This is a genomic window from Neptuniibacter sp. QD37_6 (genome assembly GCF_047778085.1).
GTDB lineage: Bacteria > Pseudomonadota > Gammaproteobacteria > Pseudomonadales > Balneatricaceae > Neptuniibacter.
The window spans coordinates 2,018,553-2,036,851 of record NZ_CP180550.1 but is presented as its reverse complement, the minus strand read 5'-3'; the positions used below and the strand labels follow the sequence as shown (position 1 = coordinate 2,036,851).

The following is an 18,299-nucleotide window of genomic DNA, read 5'->3' as shown; positions in this document are numbered from 1 at the left end:
GCGTGTCCTGCTTTTAGGATTTTTTATTTAAAAGGGAGTTTTTTAAGATGACGCTATCTCGCAAGCTCACCATAATTTTCTTAGCCGTCGGTATAGTTCCTATGTTGGTTTTGGGAGTTTTTCTTACCTATACCAGTAGTAATAGCTTAAGTGATCAAGCGCTTAATAAGTTACAAGCGGTGCGCAGTATTAAGCAAAATCAGATCGAGTCGTACTTTGCTGAGCGCGAAGGTGATGTGATGATGCTCTCTGAGATGATCAACTCCATGACATCTGCAGGGCATACCCTAAACAGCATTGAACAGATGCTTGGTGTCGAAGGAGGCGATAATAGCTTCTTTGCAAAGTACATTAATGCTTATGACTATTATGACCTTTTCTTAATCAATCCAGCGGGTACTGTGTTTTATACAGTGACACGCGAAGCAGATTACGGCACAAACTTAATATCGGGCCCATATCGTGATTCTGGCCTAGCCAAAGCTTTTCGCAATGCCCGTGATGAGAATAAATTTGTATTAGAAGATTTCGCCCCTTACGCCCCTAGTGCAAATGCGCCGGCAAGTTTTATTGCCTACCCAATCCAACAGAACGGTCAGTTTGCTGGCGTAGTAGCTCTACAGCTATCAATCGAAAAGATCGGTTCAATTATGCAAGAGCGCGATGGTATGGGAGAAACGGGCGAATCTTATCTAGTTGGATCAGATAAACGCATGCGATCTGACTCTTTCCTTGATCCTGAAGGTCACTCTGTGATCGCGTCTTTTGCAGGGACTGTGGCGAAAAATGGTATTGATTCTGTATCCGTTCGCGAAGCATTAAGTAATAACGAAGGCGTTACAGAGCTGATTGATTACAACGGTAACCCAGTTCTGTCAGCCTATACATCAGTAAAGGTGGGTGATCTTACATGGGCGCTTATTTCAGAGATTGATGTGGCCGAAGCACTTGAATCAGTCTCTGGATTGAAGATGACGGTTCTGGTTACGGTATTGATCTCAGTGGTTTTCGTAATTGCCGTTGCTTATGTGTTTTCTAGATCGATTACTCGTCCGTTAGGCGGTGAGCCACACGAGATGAAACAGGTAGCCGACACCATCGCATCAGGTGATTTAACCTTAGCCATTGATGCAAATCAGCAACAAGGCAGCGCTTATAGCTCAATGGCTGTTATGGCGGATAACCTTCGCAAAATGGTTGCTGACATGATCAGCATCAGCGAGCAGATGGCACGTAGTAGTGAAGAAACGTCGGTTATCACAACACAAACTCACACGAATACAGAACTGCAACAAAATGAGTTAACTAAGATCTCTGCAGCAATGGTGCAGATGGTGGCAACAGTTCAAGAGGTTGCGTCGAATGCGCAGAATGTTTCTGATGCAACAACCAATGCCTCTAAAGAGGTAGTGGCTGCGCAAAAGGGTATTGAGCAAACTATGCAGTCTGTTGCTGAACTCTCCCACGAGGTTGATCAGTCAAACCAAGCCATATTGAATCTTGAAGAGTACAGTGCCCAGATAGACTCTATTTTGGCGGTCATTGTAAGTATTGCTGAGCAGACAAACTTGCTTGCTCTTAATGCAGCGATTGAAGCGGCAAGGGCGGGTGATCATGGCCGTGGTTTTGCTGTGGTTGCAGATGAGGTTCGCTCCCTTGCTCAAAGAACACAAGATTCTACTCGTGATATCGAGGCGATCATTACTCAGCTGAAAGAGGGAACGCGTCGAGCGAGTGATTCAATGAATGTCAGTATTAAGAAAACACAGCTTTCACTTCAAAACACAAAAGAGATGAATGATCTGATTATCTCGATAGGTGCCGGTGCCGAGCGTATCAGTGAGATGATGCTACAAATTGCCAGTGCTACGGAGCAGCAGTCTTGCGTGGCAGATGAGATTGGCGAGAACGTAAACTACATTCATCAGTTGGCAATTGAGAATGCCACGGGTGTTGGTGAAACCGCACAAGCGACTCAGCATTTATCGCAATCGGCAGGTAATCTGCATCAACTTATTGCGCAGTTCAAAACTTAATGGGTTAGTCATAACATATAAAAAAGGCCTTCATGATGAAGGCCTTTTTTAGTTTAAATCTCATTAGCTGTCGGTATATCTGCAAACATACTATTATTCATCCAGCGGCTGACATTGGCCGTTAAAGAGCTAGGGCCGATTAGGTTTAATCGCTGTTGTCTAATAGCGGCTTTATAGCTGATATCACCCATCCAGATCTCAATCATGGTACGAAGATCGGTATTAAACCAGATGTCGACCTCTTTGCCTGGGTCTGTAGTGCAGACATCTTTATGGTTGCCGTCGACCATCACCCACCATTTAGCTAAGTGTTCGCGGTCGCTAAAGTTAAAGCAGATTGTTGTCGCACCGTCTGGGAGTTTATCGGTTTGGATGCTGCGTTCGAGATAAACCATCAGCAGTTCAATATCGAGTTCGCTGTCGGAGATCTGGCCGCGGGTCCAACGCATCCCCCAATCACCAATTTGCTGAATAATCGGTAAAAGTTCTTTGCCTTGCTCGGTTAAAAAGTACTCGTAGCCACGTTGGTTTGGGATCTTCTTGCGAATCACAATACCGGCTGCCGTCAGCTCATTTAAGCGCTTAGTCAGCATGGTAGGGGAGATAGCTGCCATGCCGCGCTGAAAGTCATTAAAGCGTTTTCCACCCATAAGTAGCTCGCGGACTATAAGGAGCGTCCATTTTTCGCAAAGGAGCTCTGAGGCTTTAGCGATAGGGCAAAATTGCATGTACTGCATAAAAATCTCTACTATTTTTCGTTTTTATTCTTAACTACAGAATCTGTAGTTTAATGCTACGGTTTAGATAGCATTCAAAGAGTGAACTTCTAATTAGTATCAATGCTCTGATTGATTACAAAAACAATAATTGGAGCAACAAACCATGCCTAAGTTCATCATTGAGCGTGATATCCCAGAAATCGGTTCAGCTGATGCAGATGCATTAAAAGCAGCTGCAGCAAAATCTAACGCGGTACTAGCCGAGATGCAGAGCGAACATAAAGATATTGCTTGGGATTACAGTTACGTCGCTGGCGATAAAACCTTCTGTGTTTATAACTGTGCCGACGCTGAATTAATTGAAGAGCATTCACAGCGTAGTGGTTTCCCAGCATCCATTGTTACGCAAGTAGATACCCAGATAAGCCCAGCAACTGCAACGTCTTAAACTAGCTGGAGTTATTGCAACCGGTGTTACCTTAGCACCGGTTTTTGTGCTGCTGTACTGTACTTAAGACCCCAGTGATTAAGTCTTAAATGCAATTATTGCAGTGTGAATAAGCAGTTAACATGTTAAAAAATAACAAGAATAAGTAGCCATGTATCAGTTCTATAATCGTAGTCTTAGCTATGTTTTCTTATTAGTTGTGCTTTTTCTATGCACACTTGTCATGAGTCTTTCCTCTAGTGTGCAAGCAGGGGTGCTCAATAAGGAAGATATTGTAAAAGCCTTTCCATCTCCCTATATCGTCGGCGATAAAGATGAATCTCTAGCTGTCTGGCCACTCTACCAGCAGATATCTACCGATACGCCGCTGGTGGGCTATGCCTATGAAACGATTGATATGGTTGCCGTACCGGGTTTTGCGGGGGTGCCTTATAACCTGTTGGTGGCAATGGATCCGCAGGGATCATTTATCAGCGTAAAAGTTCTATCTCATCACGAACCTGTATTTCTTGAAGGTTTGGGGGAGAAGCCTCTTTTTGATTTCGCTAAGCAGTACTCTGGCATCTCGTTGATGCAGAACATCAAGATCGATGCTAGCCCTACGGTTGCTCAGCGTGAAAATAAAGCCAATGCCTATATCGATGGCGTGACTAAGGCGACGGCATCTGTTCGTATTTTTAATCAAACGTTGTTGTCAGCCTCTTTAACTGTGGCTCGTGAAAAATTAGGTTTTGCGAAAGGGCGAGATCCAGATCTGATCGCACGCTTAGATAAAGAACTTTATGAGCCAATGAGTTGGGAGCAACTTATTGATGCTGGCTTAATCCAGAAGTTTCGTTTCACCAATGACCAGGTGGAACAGCAATTTAAAGATACGATTGGCGAAGGGCTGGACGAAGAGGGATTAGAAGCGCCAGAAGAAACCTATATCGAGTTGTATATAGCCAACCTAAGCGTTCCTTCAGTAGGGCGAAACCTATTATTGCCGGAAGCTTGGGCATATCTTAAAGAAAGCACAGCAGAGAATGATCAGCTCCTGTTAGTAATTGGTGATGGTCGCTTCTCGTTCGTTGGCGAAAATTTTGTACGCGGTAAAGTGCCTGAACGTATTAGCCTGCAGCAAGCCGGACTACCTGTTGAAATACGAGATTTTGATTTCAGTGACCGTTTAGATCTGTTTGAGCTGGATTACCAAATCAAACTTCCAGAGGCTTTATCTGAGCATGAATGGAAGGCATTTCATGTAATCGGACAGGCAGGGTTAGATCCTGCATTTCCTTATGAATTTCAACTGCATATTAGCCGTGAAAAAGGGTGGTTGTACCCAGAAACCGTCAGTAAGGCTTTGGATTTCAAAACTGAGCTGGATGAAGAGTATTACATCGCTGCAGAAACGGATAATAAAACTTGGCACAGTCTTTGGGCTGGACGCACTACAGATATTGCCATCCTCCTTGCAGGGTTGTTTGTCCTGACTGTTGTGTTGGTACGTTACCAGCTTCTAACAAAAGGCCAGCAGCATCTGCGTTGGTTTAGGCCGCTATACCTAGTTTATACCTTGGTGTTTATCGGTTGGTACGCACAAGGCCAGCTATCGATCGTAAACATTACTGGTGTACTTCAGGCGTGGTTAGCAGGGCGTAGTTTAGAGTTCTTCCTATACGACCCTATGACCGTGATTATCTGGGCTTATGTCGGCATTACCTTCTTTGTTTGGGGGCGTGGCACATTCTGCGGGTGGTTATGTCCATTTGGCGCGCTGCAGGAACTTATCGGTAAGGTGTTAGCCTTCCTGAAAATCCCTCAGATAAAGATCTCTGAGAAAACTGATGCGAGACTAAAAGGGCTTAAATATCTGGTCTTGCTGTTTATCTTAGTGGTTGCCGTTGTGTCTGTTCCACTGACAGGTTCCGTAGTAGAGATCGAGCCATTTAAAACCAGTATTACTCTGATCTTTGATCGCTCTTGGCCATTCGTTTTGTGGGCTGTTGTGCTATTGGCATTAAGCCTGTTTGTTTACAAAGGTTACTGCCGCTATATCTGCCCATTGGGTGCGAGTATGGCTGTGCTGGGTAAGCTGCGAATCTATAAATGGCTTCCACGCCGAGAGGAGTGTGGCTCGCCTTGTCGTTTGTGTACTCAGAAGTGTGAATACGAAGCGATTCCACGTAGCGGCGTGATTGATTACAACGAGTGCTTCCAGTGTTTAGATTGTGTCGTAATTTACGATGATGATAAGCAGTGTGTACCGCTTGTGTTAGAAAAGCGCGGCCGCAAACTTAAAGTTAAGAATGTTGCTTAAGTAACTAAAACCGGCACTAAAAAGTGCCGGTTTGAGCGCTTATCCAAGTAGGAGGCTTTGCTAATTAGGACTGCCCATAATTCGTTACCGTTTGGTAGTTCTGTACAGCAATACTTTCATTATTGGCAGTTTTTGCATAAAAATGATCGCCTTGTGCAAACGCACTTCGATGAGAATCGTCACTTAAGTTTTGCAGTAAATAGTCATATTCATCGATAAACCATTGCGGTAAATTTTGCTGATTATCTATCAGAATTTGGTGTTTGTTTATAGATACACTGCTGCCTGCTGTTTGATTACTCAGTTGGTCAGCTATTTGTTTAAACCCTTGTTGAAAGGCTTTAGCTGCTGCTATCAGGCCTTCATCACTTACTTCAAAACCTTGGCTTTCCCATGCCTTCAAGGTGTTATTGCCAATAGCCATTCTGCCAAGTTCAATTAAACCTTGTTTATCGGTAGCACTTACAATCTTTCCTATTTGGCTGAAACTATTCTGCTGAGTATTGAGCTGTTGTGCCGGGTTTGAGCTTATGCCTGTTTCAACTCTATTCTTAGTTGGATGGGCTAGGGGTGAAGAGGCTGCGCTATGAATCTTCATCTTGGTGCCTTCTCTACTCGCATTAGCTCGACTAGTTGTGTGCTGGTGTTCATCGACCAATTTTCTTCATCAAAACTCATAGAGAAATCTTGCTTATAGCCATAGGTGATTAGGGAGTTATCCTTCTGTGGTTTGTTATCGGAATCTGATTGATTCAATAGACTATCTCTAAGTTCTGCTTGAGTAGTATTTTCAGCTGCAGTAAGTTGATCTAAAGCGAGGTAGCTTTGTTTGAAGTGAGCGTTTTCGGGGTTATTCAACAACTCTTCGATTTGATCGCTTAGTAAAGGGTCATCAACATTTTTGATCAGGAATTGCGGTTCTTTTGATGGTTCTTCTTCAGCGGATTCTGATTTCTTTTCTGGAATCCCGTAAGAAATAGTGAGTCCATCTGGAACATCGATCCCTTGCTCAGTAAACAACTCTTTTAATTGAGCATTAACGTCTTGATAGCCTGCAGGAATAGTAGAGCTAACTTCAATCATGCTTCCTGATGTGCTGAAAGCGTATTGCTGCCATGCCTCATCAGGAGACGTTGGTTTGAAAACTATTTGAGCATCGCCTGTTGTATTGTAGATGCTATCAGGTAAATCTCCCTGAGCAATGAACTTAGTTTCATCCACTTGAGGTTGGGTGGTTGTAGGGCTTTGGCTATGAGTAACTGAATGCGTTGAGTTCGCTTGAATTTGCATCGTTTAATATTCGTATCGTGATAAGAGAATATGATAAAAGGCTTATGCGGCACGTAGTTAGCTCAGTTGTTGCAATTCAGCTTCAAACTTATCGTAGAAATCCTGTCTAACTAGATTAGTTCTATCCCACCCATCTAAGGCCACTGCAAACTCTAACGCGCTTCTAAGCTCTTTAAGTAACTGTTGCCAGCCATTAGTTGACCACTGATCTTCGGGAGCTAAGGCTTCTTTGCTTTCAATTCCTTCAATTTGGAATCCATATACCGCATGGTGCATATGCAACTGCATAATCATCTTGTCGCCTTCTGACATGCCTTCAGTAGCAGCCTCCCAAGACTTGTGGACTGAAGCTGGGGCATTGACTGGAGGAAAGGTAACCATCTTACCGGCCCCAATTTCGACGATACCATCATTATTCAGATCAACCATGCCGGTTTTGTCTGGTTGGGCAAGTAGGTTGTGAGCTCCTTCACGACTCAAAGAGCTGACACTTATCGGGTCAACTAAGCCAGTTGCCTTCTGTAGTAATTTCATTTCCTTTTGAGACATATCGGACAACACTTGCTTGGCTGATTTGTCATTTTCTAATTGACTATTGGCTTTATCTAGCAGTGCTGAAAAATCACTAACTTGCTCATCAGATAATCCTCTTAATTGCAAAAGGTTTACCGATTCGTTACTTAGGCTTATAGATGACAGCATATTTATGTTCCCTATCTAATGACTGCTGTAAGGAAAGCAAAAATCAAGCCAAATAATGTATCTTAGATCTATCTTAATTAAGAGTTACTGAGAAGCCTCTAATTACGGGCTGTAGCTATGTAGAAAGGGCAATATTTATCAAGAGAGCTAGAGTTAGGCTCTGTTAGAACTAGATGAGTTTGCCGGAAGCGGCATTAGTATGCCGCTTGAGGTTGAATGCTTTTAAAATATCTACTGCTCCTGAGTTAGCTCAGCAAAAGAATCTAAAAGCGATTTCGCTTGTTCTTTGGCTATATCAATATCTAGTTCTTGCTCATCGACAGCTTCTTTTAAAGAGTTAATGCTTTCTAAAATGAATGCTTTGGTGTCATTGGTAAATGGGATTAGTGTTTCAACTAGCGTATCTACTTGATCTTCAACAAAACTCGCAGCTTGCCAGAAATCGTCTTTTACCGGTTCTGGTAGTGTTGATTCAAACTCGCCTAAATCTTTTACGCTTTTGCTTTCAATAATGGCACTAGTGCGATTTAAGAATTGCTCAAAATCGGCTTCTAAAAGGGTTAGATCATGTTCAGCCAAGCGAGAGATAGTCGCTCCCGAGTGGTTAAGCTGCTTAATAAGATCGTCCCGTTGTTCTGCCTCTAACTGACTCAAGTTATTAGCTAATTGTTTGGTCTGAGCTGGTTCGTCTTGATTCAGCCAGGCATGAGTTGTTAATAGTTCGATTGTCTGGCGCTGATCCTGAATGGCTGTACTGTGATCTTTTATTTCATAGAAAGCGCGACCATCAGAGATCCTCTTCTCACCCATATATGATTCAGCGACCAGCATTCGAGTATTGTGATCCGATCTAAGGGTATCGAGTGTTGAAAGCGCTGCGTCATTGGTGGATAGATCATGTTGAGAGTCATCACCTACCAGAGTATTCAAACCGGTAGAGGTGATCTCTAAATAAGCTCGCTGATGGGTGTTATCAAGATGTTTAAGGTCAGTAGCCATCTCTTTTAGCTGATCATCACTAAAGGTGTAATCTTCGGTCAGTGAAACAAAGGTATCTATCATGCCGTAAACAACTGAGCGGGTGTCATCAGCATGATTCAACACCGCGCCATGCCATTCATCGGGCGATGATGGGCGTCTAATGGGATCAAGAGAAAGAGAGTCCGGTTGCGTGGCTGTTTTGGAAAGCTCAGTAAGAAAACTTATCACTTCGTCTTGAGTTTTAGACTCGAAACCTTCTACAGATTCTAATAAGCGGAAACTAAGTTCTAAGTCTCCGCCAAATAGCTGCAATAGATTAGATTGTTGCAGTTCATCGGCTCCTTCGAGGTTATCTAATATACGGTTAGCATCGTCTGATAATCGCTCTGTATCAATATTGTTTATAGCCGTAATGAAGTTATGAATATCGTTCGCTGCAGGGGAGCTAGGTGTGATTAAACCTCCAGAATCGTACACAGAATCGTCATTTGATAAGGGGACTTTGCTACTCAATTCCTCGGCTTTTGCCAACACTTGGCTACGCGTATCACTGTCCAAAGAAGATAGTGTTTGGATAAACTCCTGTACGTTTTGTTTTCCAGAGGAATAATTGAGGGCAAACGAATTAAAATCGGGTGCTGTCTGTAATGCCAGTGCTGCGCTAGCAAACTGCTGTAACTCGGTATCATTTAGCTGTTGAGCAAGTGCTAAGAAATCTTCATCTTCTAAAACGCCAAGATCAATTAAGTTCTGGCCTTGCTCTTGGGATAGTTTATCTAAGACTGCATGCATCTGATCGGTTATATCAGATTCAGGAAGAATCACGACCTGATGTTTACCTTCAAATGCTGTAAACCGCGTAAACTCACTCGAATCTTGCTGGCGCAGTTGTTCTAACTGCACCTCTACAGAGTTAATCTGCTTTAGTTGGCTTTTAAGCTCTTGAGAGGGTTCAACCTGCTGAGGTTTGATAGTCGAGCTAAGTCCCTGTTGCAGTGGCAACTGATCCGATGTGATCTTCATAAATCCTTTCACTTTAACTTCGTCGGCGATTTTATCTATAACGGCCATTTTCGAAGAAAATTAATTTAGTTGGGTTATATGGGAGAGTGTTTTGGGTGAAAGGTTCAAAATTATTTAGAAGAGTACCTACTTCTTTGTTTAAGATAAGAGAAGTTGTTCGGTAAAAATCTCTATAGGCAGTGGCTTACCAAATAGATAGCCTTGGAAATTCAGGCAATTAGACAGCTCTAAAAACTCTCTTTGATCAATAGTTTCTACACCTTCAGCAATTACATCTAGTCCTAAGTTATAGGCCATAGCAATTATGGTCTGAACGATTTCTGCATCATCAGGGTCTGTGGTGATATCGCGCACAAAGGACTGATCTATTTTAAGCTGCTCTATAGGTAGCTTTTTAAGGTTACTCAGTGATGAATAACCTGTACCAAAATCGTCTAAAGAAAAGCGGATCCCAAATTTCCTGAGTTTATTCATTTTGGTAACGATCTCATTAACGTCACTTAATAGCACGCTTTCAGTAAGTTCTAATTTCAGTAAGTTAGGGTCAATTTTTGTTTGCTCTAAAATTGAAATTGTTTGTTCGACGAAATTGATTTGACTGAATTGTCGAGCACTGACATTAACTGCTAGTTGTAAATTGGAGGTCGATTCGGATTTAGACCATTCAATCAGTTGCTGGCAGGCTGATTCTATAATCCACCAGCCAATAGGAACAATAAGGCCAGTTTCTTCTGCAATGGGTATAAATTCCACGGGGGAAATGAGTCCGCGTTCTGGGTGTTGCCAGCGTAGTAGAACCTCTGCACCGGTTAATTGTTCGGTATTAAATTGAGGTTGGTAGAACAAGATGAATTGTGATTTTGGTAAAGCATTGCGAAGCTCTAACTCCAGTTCGGCCATATGGAATTGAGGCACTAAAATCTCTGGGTCATAAAACCTGCAGGTGTTTTTTCCAGACCACTTTGCTTGGTACATGGCCATATCACCGCGTTGCATGACTTCTTCGGTGCTTTCTCCTCCTTTGAAAGGAGTGACACCGATACTACAGGAGGCATGATATTCAAATTGATCTAAGATGACGCTTTGTTTCAAAACGGATGTAATGTTATCAATAACTTCCTTCACATTTAGAATGACTGCTTTTTCATTCTGGCCCATATCTTCCAATATGATAATAAACTCATCTCCGCCTAACCTCGCGACAATATCTGTTTCCCTTATGGCTCCTTTTAGGCGGTTTGCAACTTTCTTTAGCAAAAGGTCACCGGTTGAGTGCCCGTGAGTATCATTAACGCTTTTAAAATTATCTAAGTCTAAAAAGAGCAGAGCGCCTTGTTTACTTGTGCGGCCTGCACGTTTTAAAATCTTTGATAGGCTATCCATCAAGGATTGACGATTCGGTAAGCCTGTAAGCGTGTCGAAATACGCATATTGATGAATTTGAGCCTCACTTTCTTTTATATTGGTAATATCAGTGAACGCGCCGACGTAGTTGATTACTTTACCATCTTCGGATTCTACCGCTGTAATCGTCAGGTATTCAGGGTAGATCTCGCCGGATTTCCGTTTGTTCCATATCTCTCCCTGCCAGTATTTTTTGGTAGAGAGACTTTCATTCATTTGGTCATAAAAACGTTTTGTATGCTGCCCTGATTGCAAGAGCGCAGGAGTTTGACCAATAGCTTCTTCTGCTGAGTACCCTGTCACGCGAGAGAAAGCTTTATTAACACGTAAGATCACCTTATTTTGGTCAGTAATGATCATACCTTCTTGAGATTCAAAGGCTGTGGCAGCAATACGTAATTGGTGTTCAGCTTCTTTGAGTTTCGTAATGTCCTTAACAAAACATTCAATCAGATGCTGTGGTTCATGTTTAAGAGTGGCAGAGATACTGACTAATAGTTCGGTTCCACTCATCGAACAGAAGGATGTTTCAAAGTTATCTAGTTTTTCACTCGATTCGAGTTCTTTAATGAAACGCTTGTATTCATTCGTTGACACGAATAAGTGCTTTTGTAGAGATTCATAATTCTTTTGGAAACTTATTACGGAGTTAAAACCACACATTTGTGCCATGGCAGGGTTCACATTGATGACCTTGCCATCTAAATCTGCCTGGAAAATCCCATGACGAGCATGATCGAATAGACTTTTATATCTATTTCTCTCTGTTTCAAGATCGACTAAGTTTGCCTCTAGTTCTGCATAATAGGTCTTGCGAGTTGATTGCGTGCCTAACCCTAATAAGCTTTTAAAGTCTGTATGAGGTTTAGAGGGCTTCTTCATAAACGGTTGCCAAATCTCTCTTATTAGAAGGGCGAGGGTTGGTTAGGAGGCATGGGTCAATTAGTGCATGATCGGAAAGAATCGGAATATCTGTTTTATGGACGCCATTAACGGTTAGTGTTTGGTTAATACCTACCTGTTGTTTAAGCATTATTACTTGCTGCATTAAGCGCTGCTTTATCTGCTCTGAAGTTAATCCACGTGTATCCACATTCATGGTTTCAGCGATCATTTTGAATCGATCCTGTGCGTTGGGATAGTTATAAGCAATTACATGCTCAAGAAGCATGGCGTTGCATAACCCGTGCGGCAGATCTAGATAGCCACCTAAGGAGTGCGACATCGCGTGCACAGCACCTAAAATGGCATTGGAAAACGCTAATCCCGCTTTCATCGAGCCCAGCATGATTTGTTCTCTGAGCCGCATATCATGGGGTGTCATTAAAAGCGCAGGGAGATTCTCATGAATTAAGCGAATAGCATCTAGTGCGTGCATATCAGTTAAAGGACCGGCACCTGTAGAAACAAAGGCTTCGATTGCATGGACTAATGCATCTATTCCTGTGCAAGCCGTTAAGAATGAATCCATTGAGGATGCTGTTTCTGGATCGATTAGTGAAACATCAGGCACTATAGTTTTGGAAATAATCGAAAATTTTATGCGCTCAATCTGATCTGAAATAATGGCGAACTGTGAAACATCTGCTGAAGAACCTGCCGTTGTAGGAATGAATATTAAAGGAGGGATTGGAGAGCTAATAGTATCTATGCCGTTATAATCTAGAATATGCCCGTCATTGGTACTTACGATCCCAATCCCTTTAGCACAGTCCATAGGGCTGCCACCGCCTATAGCAACTATGACATTACAATTATTAGTTTTATAGACCTCAGAGCCTTTCATTACCTCATCTGTTCGAGGGTTAGGGGAGACATCAATAAAGCTCACCCATTCGATTTCGTTTTCACTTAAGTGATTTTCTACTTCAGAGAGCCAACCCGCCGCTTTTACGCCGGGATCCGAGACAATGAGAACCTTGCGAGCGCCGAAATTTACGGCATAGTTGGCGACTGAATGCCTAGCTCCAACACCAAAAATTATTTCGGGGCTTACAAATTTACGAAGTATTGAAATATCTTCTGTCATAGCAGTTTCTACTTATTTTTCTGCTTTTTATGATTTTAGTTCAAATATGAAAGGGGTTATGGGGGAGTCATCATTAATTGATTTGAGTCAGGTAATATGGTCGGCAGTAAGGAATAGGTAACCAGTTATGTAACAAAGCTATAACAGAAAGCTTTGTTTAGTGTTGTTAGGATATTTGTACAAACCTACCGTTAATTCTGATTTTAGTAGGATAGGGCTCTCATGATCGTCATCTACGGAATTAAACAGCAACTAACCCCCATCAAAGCAGAACTGTCGGATGTTATTCATCAATGCATGCAAGAGGTACTTGGTTTTCCCGAGGATAAGCGTGCTCATCGCTTTATCCCGATGGAAAAAGAAGATTTTTACTATCCTGGAGGGCGCAGTGAGGCCTACACAGTTATCGAAATTAATATGATGGCTGGGCGCAAAGTTGAGACACAGAAGAAGCTGATTTACACTCTGTTCGAAAGGATAGAAGAGAAGATTGGGATTCTACCCATTGATATTGAAATTACTATTAAAGAGCAGCAGTCATACCAATGGGGCTTTAGAGGTATGACGGGCGATGAAGTGAATGACCTTAAATACAAAGTTAATGTCTAGTTGGTCATGAGGATATAACTATTGACCTAATTACACTTATGTTCAGCGAGTAACTCTAGGCGGTTATAGGCAACTAAATGGGGTAAAAAAATCACCCGAACTTTGACCCCTTTACTTTCAAGATTGAAAGCATCAATTACTTTACAAGCGTACTTAGCATAATCTTCAGTTCGATACCGTTGTATTACACCGATTTGGAGTGCTTTCTTTGAAGTCCATTTCACATCAGAGGCTAACGGCTCTTGATCGCTATTCAGATAATCGGCTACTTTTTTGTGCTTTTTGCTGAAGCTTTGTTTTGATTTCTTTGATTTGATTATTTCACTTCGCTGACCCTCGTTGTTGTAGTAACCGGAGGGTGGCTCTTCATCTTTGTCCATAAAGAAGGTCTTAGCGCCGACCTGTGGGCTAATTAGCGCAGCAAAGAGTATGCTTAAGCCTGTTAGGATCGATAATTGGGATTTGATAAAGTTCAATTGCATAGTGATAATTTCGGTTACTGCTATTCCTTCCTTAAGATTACGCTACCTACCTGATTTTAAAAGAATAAGTTTATTAAAATTTTATCTATTTTAATGAGGTTAAATAAGGCTGGATGCCTAAATGCTCGATTTTGATCATAGTTTAGTGTTTATCTACCTCGGCGATTGAGAGCCGTTCAAACATACTCCTAGGTAACTGATTAATGCTGTTTGGAGGATTGAATATGGCTGGGCGTTTAGAAGGTAAGGTGGTACTGATTACAGGTGCTGGTGGTGGGCTAGGCAGTGCGCAAGCGCGTATGATGGCTGAAGAGGGTGCGAGTGTAATGCTGGCTAACTTACCAGAGGATCCCATTATTGCAGAAGGTCAGAAACCAACGGGGCTTTGGGATAGTGCTGTTAGGGTTGCTGAAGAGATTCGGGCAGATGGTGGTAAAGCCGATGTGGTGGCTTTGGATGTTACTGAAGAGCCTCAGTGGATTGCTGCGGTTAGCGCAACCGAAACAGCCTTCGGTAAGTTGGATGTATTGGTCAACAATGCGGGTATCTATTACCACGCAGGTTTATTGGATCATACCGTAGAGAAGTTTGATCAAATTGTGGGTGTGAATCAGTTGGGCTGTTTGTTGGGCATGAAGTCTGCGATTCCTGCAATGCGACGGAATGGTGGCGGTTCGATTATTAATTTTGCATCCATTTATGGTATTTCAGGAGCAGGGACGTCCACGGCTTACCAAAGCACAAAAGGCGCTGTTCGTTTGATGACTAAATCCGCGGCACTTGAGTTTGTCGGCGATAATATTCGTATCAATTCAATCTGCCCTGGGATGTTTGATACTAATCTGTTTGAAAGTTCTGTTCCGAAAGAAGCGTGGGGGCCTCTGGTCGATATGGTACCAATGAAACGCTTTGGCAGACCAAAAGAGATCGCTTATGGCACGGTGTTCTTAGCCTCTGATGAGGCTTCTTTTATGACCGGGTCTGATCTGGTGATTGATGGCGGCTATACCTGCCCTTAAGTTTTTTCTTCACTTATTCTTACCTAGAAAAACTGCGCTTAAGTGCAGTTTTTTTGTTTGGCCGAAATTGTCCTGTTTTTGGCCGCTATCTTTCTTATGTCAATTTTGGTTATAGCTCACACTTAGCTCACAAATATTAAATACATGGGAGTTTAAGCTATGAAAAATACAGCGTTATTAGTGATTGATGTGCAGGAATCCTTTAAACATCGTGATTATTGGTATGATGATGGTTTTTCTGATTATGAAGCGAGACAAAACTGGCTAATTGATGCGGTAAGAGCGCAAGGTGGCTCAATTGTGTTTATCCTTCATAATGAAGATGAAGGTGTGTTTTCTGTCGAGTCCGGTTTTGTCCGTTTGATGGACTTTCTGAATAAGAAGGATGAAGATAAGTTGTTTAACAAGCGCGTTCATAATGCGCTGCTCGACAGTGGTTTGCACGAGTGGTTACAAGGGCAATCGATTACCAAACTATTGGTGAGTGGCTTAAGAACGGAACAGTGCTGTGAAACCACAACGCGTGTAGGCAGTGATTTGGGCTATGAGTTAGATTTCGTGGTCGATGCTACCCATACCTTTACTATGAAAAATCAATTTACCGGTGAGACAGTGAGTGAAGAGGCCTTAAAGCAACATACTTCGATGATTTTGCAAGATCGCTTCGCAAATGTGCGCATGGTTGGGGACTATGAATAAGAAAAGGCGTGTTTATCTGTTGGTGTTGCCACGTGTCCATTTGTTGGATCTGGCTGCGCCTGCTCAGATCTTTGCACATCCTTCTCTAGAGGAGAGTATAGAGTTGCGCTATATCTCTCCTCGACCTGAACTGCAGTCCAAACAAGGCTTACATCTTGCTAATCTGGAGCCTTTACCGGAGAGGTTAGAAGCAGACGATTGGCTACTGTTGATCGGAACAAGCCAGTTAAATAAGCATCTTCATGAAGCTGATTACCAGACGGCGATTCAATGGTTAACCTTCGTAAAACAGCAATTCGGTTTGTTAGCGGGGATCTGTTCAGGTTCGCTTCTAGCGGCAAAGGCAGGTGTATTAGATGGCAAACGCTGCACGACACACCATGATCTTACTGCCTCACTTTGTCAGATCGCTCCAGACGCTTTAGTACAGGAAGATTGTATTTTCGTTACTGATGGCAATATATGGACGAGCGCCGGTATCACCACAGGATTGGATCTTTGCTTACAGTTAGTTGATAACCATTGGGGGCAGGATCGGGCAGTACAAATTGCCCGTGAGATGGTGATCTACATGCGACGATCTGGCCAGGAAGCGCAGCTGAGTTTTTGGTTAAACCATCGAAACCACACTCAGTCTCGCGTGCACAAAGTTCAGGACCTGATAATGGAGCAGCCGGGTTTTGATTGGGATGTGTCGCTATTGGCAGAACGAGTTCACTTAAGTGAGCGTCATCTTCGGCGTTTATTTCTGCAAGCGACTGGATTCAATCTGCAAGAGTACCTGCAGCAGGCGCGCATAGAGCTAGGTCGTCAGTTATTAGAACAAACCAAACTGCCTATAGATGTTATTGCTGAGCGTTGCGGGTTTCATTCTGAAAGAAGCTTAAGACGTGTTTGGGCAAGGTGGCAGGAGGGCACTCCCTCGCAATATCGAAGGAATTTAAATCTGATTGATATTTGAACAATTTGGTTATGGTCGTATATGTTTAAGTGACTGCGTTTCAACACCGTTTATGGAGGCGAGGCATGTCCACTTACCAAGGTACCATCAAGGGTTTATATATAGGGCAACCAAAACCAATTGGCCCAGATGAAGCGCCAAGCGGTATCTTCAAAGAGCCCGTTGAAGCTTGTTTATTAACCAAAACAGGGCTGGAAGGTGATGTTCAAGTAGATAAGCGTGTGCATGGTGGCCCTGAAAAAGCGCTGTATCAATTCCCCTCAGAAAATTACGCAACACTTCGCCAAGCCTTACCGCATCTTGAAGATAGTTTTATCTCTGGGTCAATAGGAGAAAACCTTTCCAGCGAATCAGTCGATGATACTCAGGTTCATATTGGCGATATTGTGAAAGTGGGTGGTGCTTTAGTGCAGGTGTCCCAACCCCGCAGGCCTTGTTGGAAAGTGAATCATAAATATGGCAATGGTCATATAGCGCCATTACTAATGTCGCAGGCGATTAGTGGTTGGTATTACCGTGTGTTAGAGGAGGGTGAATTGCAAGTAGGCGATACATTCACCCTGCAGGAACGACTAGAGAATAGTGTCGCTGTTGCAGAAGTCTGGAAAGTTTTTTTAGAAAAGTTACAGTCCAGATTACCGCCAGAAGCGTTTAACACCAATATCCCAGGATTATCGACTGAATGGCGTTTTGAATAGCTGTTATCAGGGCTTAGCCGTACACATCGTAGAAGAAGTAAGCAGTGATGCCACAGCTAGCGAAAATTACGAAATTACGCACCCACTGTTGTGGTAACTGCCGTGAGTAGTGTGCTGCATAATAACCGCCTGCGAGTGTACCTATCAGAACGATCGTACCTGAATACCAATCGATCACCCCATCAATAATAAACAGCACAATCGCGATCAGTGATACGCATGAAGATACCAAAAGCTTGATACCGTTCATGGTGTTGATATTGGTATAACCGGCCAAAGCTAAATAGCTCAGCGTGATAATACCTAATCCAGCATTGAAGAACCCGCCATAGAGACAAACGCCAAACAGCAGTAGCATCAGAAGAAAGCCTCCTACTGCTGATGCATGCTTATGAGCGCCCGAAAGACTTTTTAATGCGCTGTTGAGTCGTCCACCGAAGATAAAAAGAATCGTCGCGAATAGCAGTAACCATGGCACAGCTTCAAGAAATACCTCTTCAGGCGTTCTTAGTAGCAACACTGCACCTGCGATACCACCGATAAAACTAATCAAAATTAATCTTATGAGGTTCTTTCGATCTTGCCTGATATCTTTTCGCAGCGCATAGGTGCCGCTCATATAACCAGCACAGGCAGAGAATGTGTTGGTCGCATTCGCGCTAATCGGCGGTACACCCACAAACATCAATGCCGGAAAGGTAATAAAGCTACCGCCACCAGCGATAGCATTTAATACACCACCAAAAAAGCCAGCTACGAAGAGAATAAGGAGTTCAAACAACATACAAGTGTGACGTCTAAGTGAAAGAGCGATCAAGTATACATGACTGATCTCGACATTATCTAAGTAGAACCCCTTAAGTAGATTTTGCTTGGATCAACTTCATAGACCTATTT

General features: G+C 42.8%; 17 protein-coding genes. 8 read left to right on the top strand and 9 right to left on the bottom strand.

The window, feature by feature from the left end; all coding sequences use genetic code 11:
• Window positions 1-47: 47 nt before the first annotated feature.
• Window positions 48-2,036, top strand: a complete 1,989-nt coding sequence (locus ACMXYO_RS09745) for a methyl-accepting chemotaxis protein (protein ID WP_415884936.1) — start codon at window positions 48-50, stop codon at window positions 2,034-2,036.
• Between the two features lie 53 nt (window positions 2,037-2,089).
• Here ACMXYO_RS09745 and ACMXYO_RS09740 read toward each other — a convergent pair whose 3' ends face one another.
• Entirely contained in the window at window positions 2,090-2,773 is a 684-nt protein-coding gene (locus tag ACMXYO_RS09740) for a winged helix-turn-helix transcriptional regulator (protein WP_415884935.1), read from the bottom strand.
• Window positions 2,774-2,918: 145 nt separating this feature from the next.
• Here ACMXYO_RS09740 and ACMXYO_RS09735 point away from each other — a divergent pair, with 145 nt between their 5' ends.
• Window positions 2,919-3,203 (top strand): nickel-binding protein, encoded by a 285-nt coding sequence (locus ACMXYO_RS09735; RefSeq protein ID WP_415884934.1) that lies wholly within the window; start codon window positions 2,919-2,921, stop codon window positions 3,201-3,203.
• A gap of 223 nt (window positions 3,204-3,426) precedes the next feature.
• Window positions 3,427-5,505, top strand: a complete 2,079-nt coding sequence (locus ACMXYO_RS09730; protein ID WP_415884933.1) for a 4Fe-4S binding protein — start codon at window positions 3,427-3,429, stop codon at window positions 5,503-5,505.
• Between the two features lie 64 nt (window positions 5,506-5,569).
• On the opposite strand, the gene ACMXYO_RS09725 is transcribed toward ACMXYO_RS09730, so the two are convergent.
• The 6 genes from ACMXYO_RS09725 to ercA form a co-directional block, all read right to left on the bottom strand.
• The gene (locus tag ACMXYO_RS09725) at window positions 5,570-6,103 is read right to left on the bottom strand and encodes a hypothetical protein (protein ID WP_415884932.1); all 534 of its coding nucleotides are present in this window, start codon (window positions 6,101-6,103) and stop codon (window positions 5,570-5,572) included.
• Window positions 6,100-6,795 carry a hypothetical protein gene (locus tag ACMXYO_RS09720; RefSeq protein WP_415884931.1) on the bottom strand — a complete coding sequence of 232 codons (696 nt, stop codon included), beginning with the start codon at window positions 6,793-6,795 and terminating at the stop codon, window positions 6,100-6,102. The genes ACMXYO_RS09725 and ACMXYO_RS09720 overlap by 4 nt, the downstream gene beginning before the upstream one ends.
• Window positions 6,796-6,852: 57 nt before the next feature.
• The gene (locus ACMXYO_RS09715; protein WP_415884930.1) at window positions 6,853-7,497 is read right to left on the bottom strand and encodes a hypothetical protein; all 645 of its coding nucleotides are present in this window, start codon (window positions 7,495-7,497) and stop codon (window positions 6,853-6,855) included.
• Window positions 7,498-7,728: 231 nt separating this feature from the next.
• Entirely contained in the window at window positions 7,729-9,501 is a 1,773-nt protein-coding gene (locus ACMXYO_RS09710; protein ID WP_415884929.1) for a hypothetical protein, read from the bottom strand.
• A 138-nt stretch (window positions 9,502-9,639) separates the two neighbouring features.
• Window positions 9,640-11,787 carry an EAL domain-containing protein gene (locus tag ACMXYO_RS09705; protein WP_415884928.1) on the bottom strand — a complete coding sequence of 716 codons (2,148 nt, stop codon included), beginning with the start codon at window positions 11,785-11,787 and terminating at the stop codon, window positions 9,640-9,642.
• Window positions 11,771-12,934, bottom strand: a complete 1,164-nt coding sequence (ercA, locus tag ACMXYO_RS09700) for an alcohol dehydrogenase-like regulatory protein ErcA (protein ID WP_415884927.1) — start codon at window positions 12,932-12,934, stop codon at window positions 11,771-11,773. The genes ACMXYO_RS09705 and ercA overlap by 17 nt, the downstream gene beginning before the upstream one ends.
• Window positions 12,935-13,156: 222 nt before the next feature.
• Between ercA and ACMXYO_RS09695 the strand changes: the two genes are divergently transcribed.
• Window positions 13,157-13,543 (top strand): tautomerase family protein, encoded by a 387-nt coding sequence (locus tag ACMXYO_RS09695; protein ID WP_415884926.1) that lies wholly within the window; start codon window positions 13,157-13,159, stop codon window positions 13,541-13,543.
• A gap of 26 nt (window positions 13,544-13,569) precedes the next feature.
• Here the strand turns inward: ACMXYO_RS09695 and ACMXYO_RS09690 are convergent, their stop codons facing one another.
• Window positions 13,570-14,025, bottom strand: coding sequence for a hypothetical protein (locus ACMXYO_RS09690; RefSeq protein ID WP_415884925.1), 456 nt, complete (start codon window positions 14,023-14,025; stop codon window positions 13,570-13,572).
• Between the two features lie 224 nt (window positions 14,026-14,249).
• On the opposite strand from ACMXYO_RS09690, the gene ACMXYO_RS09685 reads away from it, so the two are divergent.
• The 4 genes from ACMXYO_RS09685 (at window position 14,250) to ACMXYO_RS09670 (ending at window position 17,402) form a co-directional block, all read left to right on the top strand.
• Entirely contained in the window at window positions 14,250-15,044 is a 795-nt protein-coding gene (locus tag ACMXYO_RS09685; protein ID WP_415884924.1) for an SDR family NAD(P)-dependent oxidoreductase, read from the top strand.
• Window positions 15,045-15,203: 159 nt separating this feature from the next.
• Window positions 15,204-15,743, top strand: coding sequence for an isochorismatase family protein (locus ACMXYO_RS09680; protein ID WP_415884923.1), 540 nt, complete (start codon window positions 15,204-15,206; stop codon window positions 15,741-15,743).
• Window positions 15,736-16,704: a GlxA family transcriptional regulator gene (locus tag ACMXYO_RS09675; RefSeq protein ID WP_415884922.1), complete on the top strand. Its 969-nt coding sequence runs from the start codon at window positions 15,736-15,738 to the stop codon at window positions 16,702-16,704. Before ACMXYO_RS09680 ends, ACMXYO_RS09675 begins: the two co-directional genes overlap by 8 nt.
• A 65-nt stretch (window positions 16,705-16,769) precedes the next feature.
• On the top strand, window positions 16,770-17,402 hold the full coding sequence (locus tag ACMXYO_RS09670) for an MOSC domain-containing protein (protein WP_415884921.1): 633 nt from the start codon (window positions 16,770-16,772) through the stop codon (window positions 17,400-17,402).
• Between the two features lie 13 nt (window positions 17,403-17,415).
• Here ACMXYO_RS09670 and ACMXYO_RS09665 read toward each other — a convergent pair whose 3' ends face one another.
• A complete protein-coding gene (locus ACMXYO_RS09665; RefSeq protein ID WP_415884920.1) occupies window positions 17,416-18,186 on the bottom strand; it encodes a sulfite exporter TauE/SafE family protein in 771 nt (256 codons plus the stop codon).
• Between the last annotated feature and the right edge of the window lie 113 nt (window positions 18,187-18,299).

Excerpts from the sequence above, each read along its gene's own strand:
- ACMXYO_RS09745 (WP_415884936.1), top strand. The coding sequence starts at position 48 with ATGACGCTATCTCGCAAGCTCACCATAATTTTCTTAGCCGTCGGTATA.
- ACMXYO_RS09740 (WP_415884935.1), bottom strand. The coding sequence starts at position 2,773 with ATGCAGTACATGCAATTTTGCCCTATCGCTAAAGCCTCAGAGCTCCTT.
- ACMXYO_RS09735 (WP_415884934.1), top strand. The coding sequence starts at position 2,919 with ATGCCTAAGTTCATCATTGAGCGTGATATCCCAGAAATCGGTTCAGCT.
- ACMXYO_RS09730 (WP_415884933.1), top strand. The coding sequence starts at position 3,427 with ATGAGTCTTTCCTCTAGTGTGCAAGCAGGGGTGCTCAATAAGGAAGAT.
- ACMXYO_RS09725 (WP_415884932.1), bottom strand. The coding sequence starts at position 6,103 with ATGAAGATTCATAGCGCAGCCTCTTCACCCCTAGCCCATCCAACTAAG.
- ACMXYO_RS09720 (WP_415884931.1), bottom strand. The coding sequence starts at position 6,795 with ATGCAAATTCAAGCGAACTCAACGCATTCAGTTACTCATAGCCAAAGC.
- ACMXYO_RS09715 (WP_415884930.1), bottom strand. The coding sequence starts at position 7,497 with ATGCTGTCATCTATAAGCCTAAGTAACGAATCGGTAAACCTTTTGCAA.
- ACMXYO_RS09710 (WP_415884929.1), bottom strand. The coding sequence starts at position 9,501 with ATGAAGATCACATCGGATCAGTTGCCACTGCAACAGGGACTTAGCTCG.
- ACMXYO_RS09705 (WP_415884928.1), bottom strand. The coding sequence starts at position 11,787 with ATGAAGAAGCCCTCTAAACCTCATACAGACTTTAAAAGCTTATTAGGG.
- ercA (WP_415884927.1), bottom strand. The coding sequence starts at position 12,934 with ATGACAGAAGATATTTCAATACTTCGTAAATTTGTAAGCCCCGAAATA.
- ACMXYO_RS09695 (WP_415884926.1), top strand. The coding sequence starts at position 13,157 with ATGATCGTCATCTACGGAATTAAACAGCAACTAACCCCCATCAAAGCA.
- ACMXYO_RS09690 (WP_415884925.1), bottom strand. The coding sequence starts at position 14,025 with ATGCAATTGAACTTTATCAAATCCCAATTATCGATCCTAACAGGCTTA.
- ACMXYO_RS09685 (WP_415884924.1), top strand. The coding sequence starts at position 14,250 with ATGGCTGGGCGTTTAGAAGGTAAGGTGGTACTGATTACAGGTGCTGGT.
- ACMXYO_RS09680 (WP_415884923.1), top strand. The coding sequence starts at position 15,204 with ATGAAAAATACAGCGTTATTAGTGATTGATGTGCAGGAATCCTTTAAA.
- ACMXYO_RS09675 (WP_415884922.1), top strand. The coding sequence starts at position 15,736 with ATGAATAAGAAAAGGCGTGTTTATCTGTTGGTGTTGCCACGTGTCCAT.
- ACMXYO_RS09670 (WP_415884921.1), top strand. The coding sequence starts at position 16,770 with ATGTCCACTTACCAAGGTACCATCAAGGGTTTATATATAGGGCAACCA.
- ACMXYO_RS09665 (WP_415884920.1), bottom strand. The coding sequence starts at position 18,186 with ATGTTGTTTGAACTCCTTATTCTCTTCGTAGCTGGCTTTTTTGGTGGT.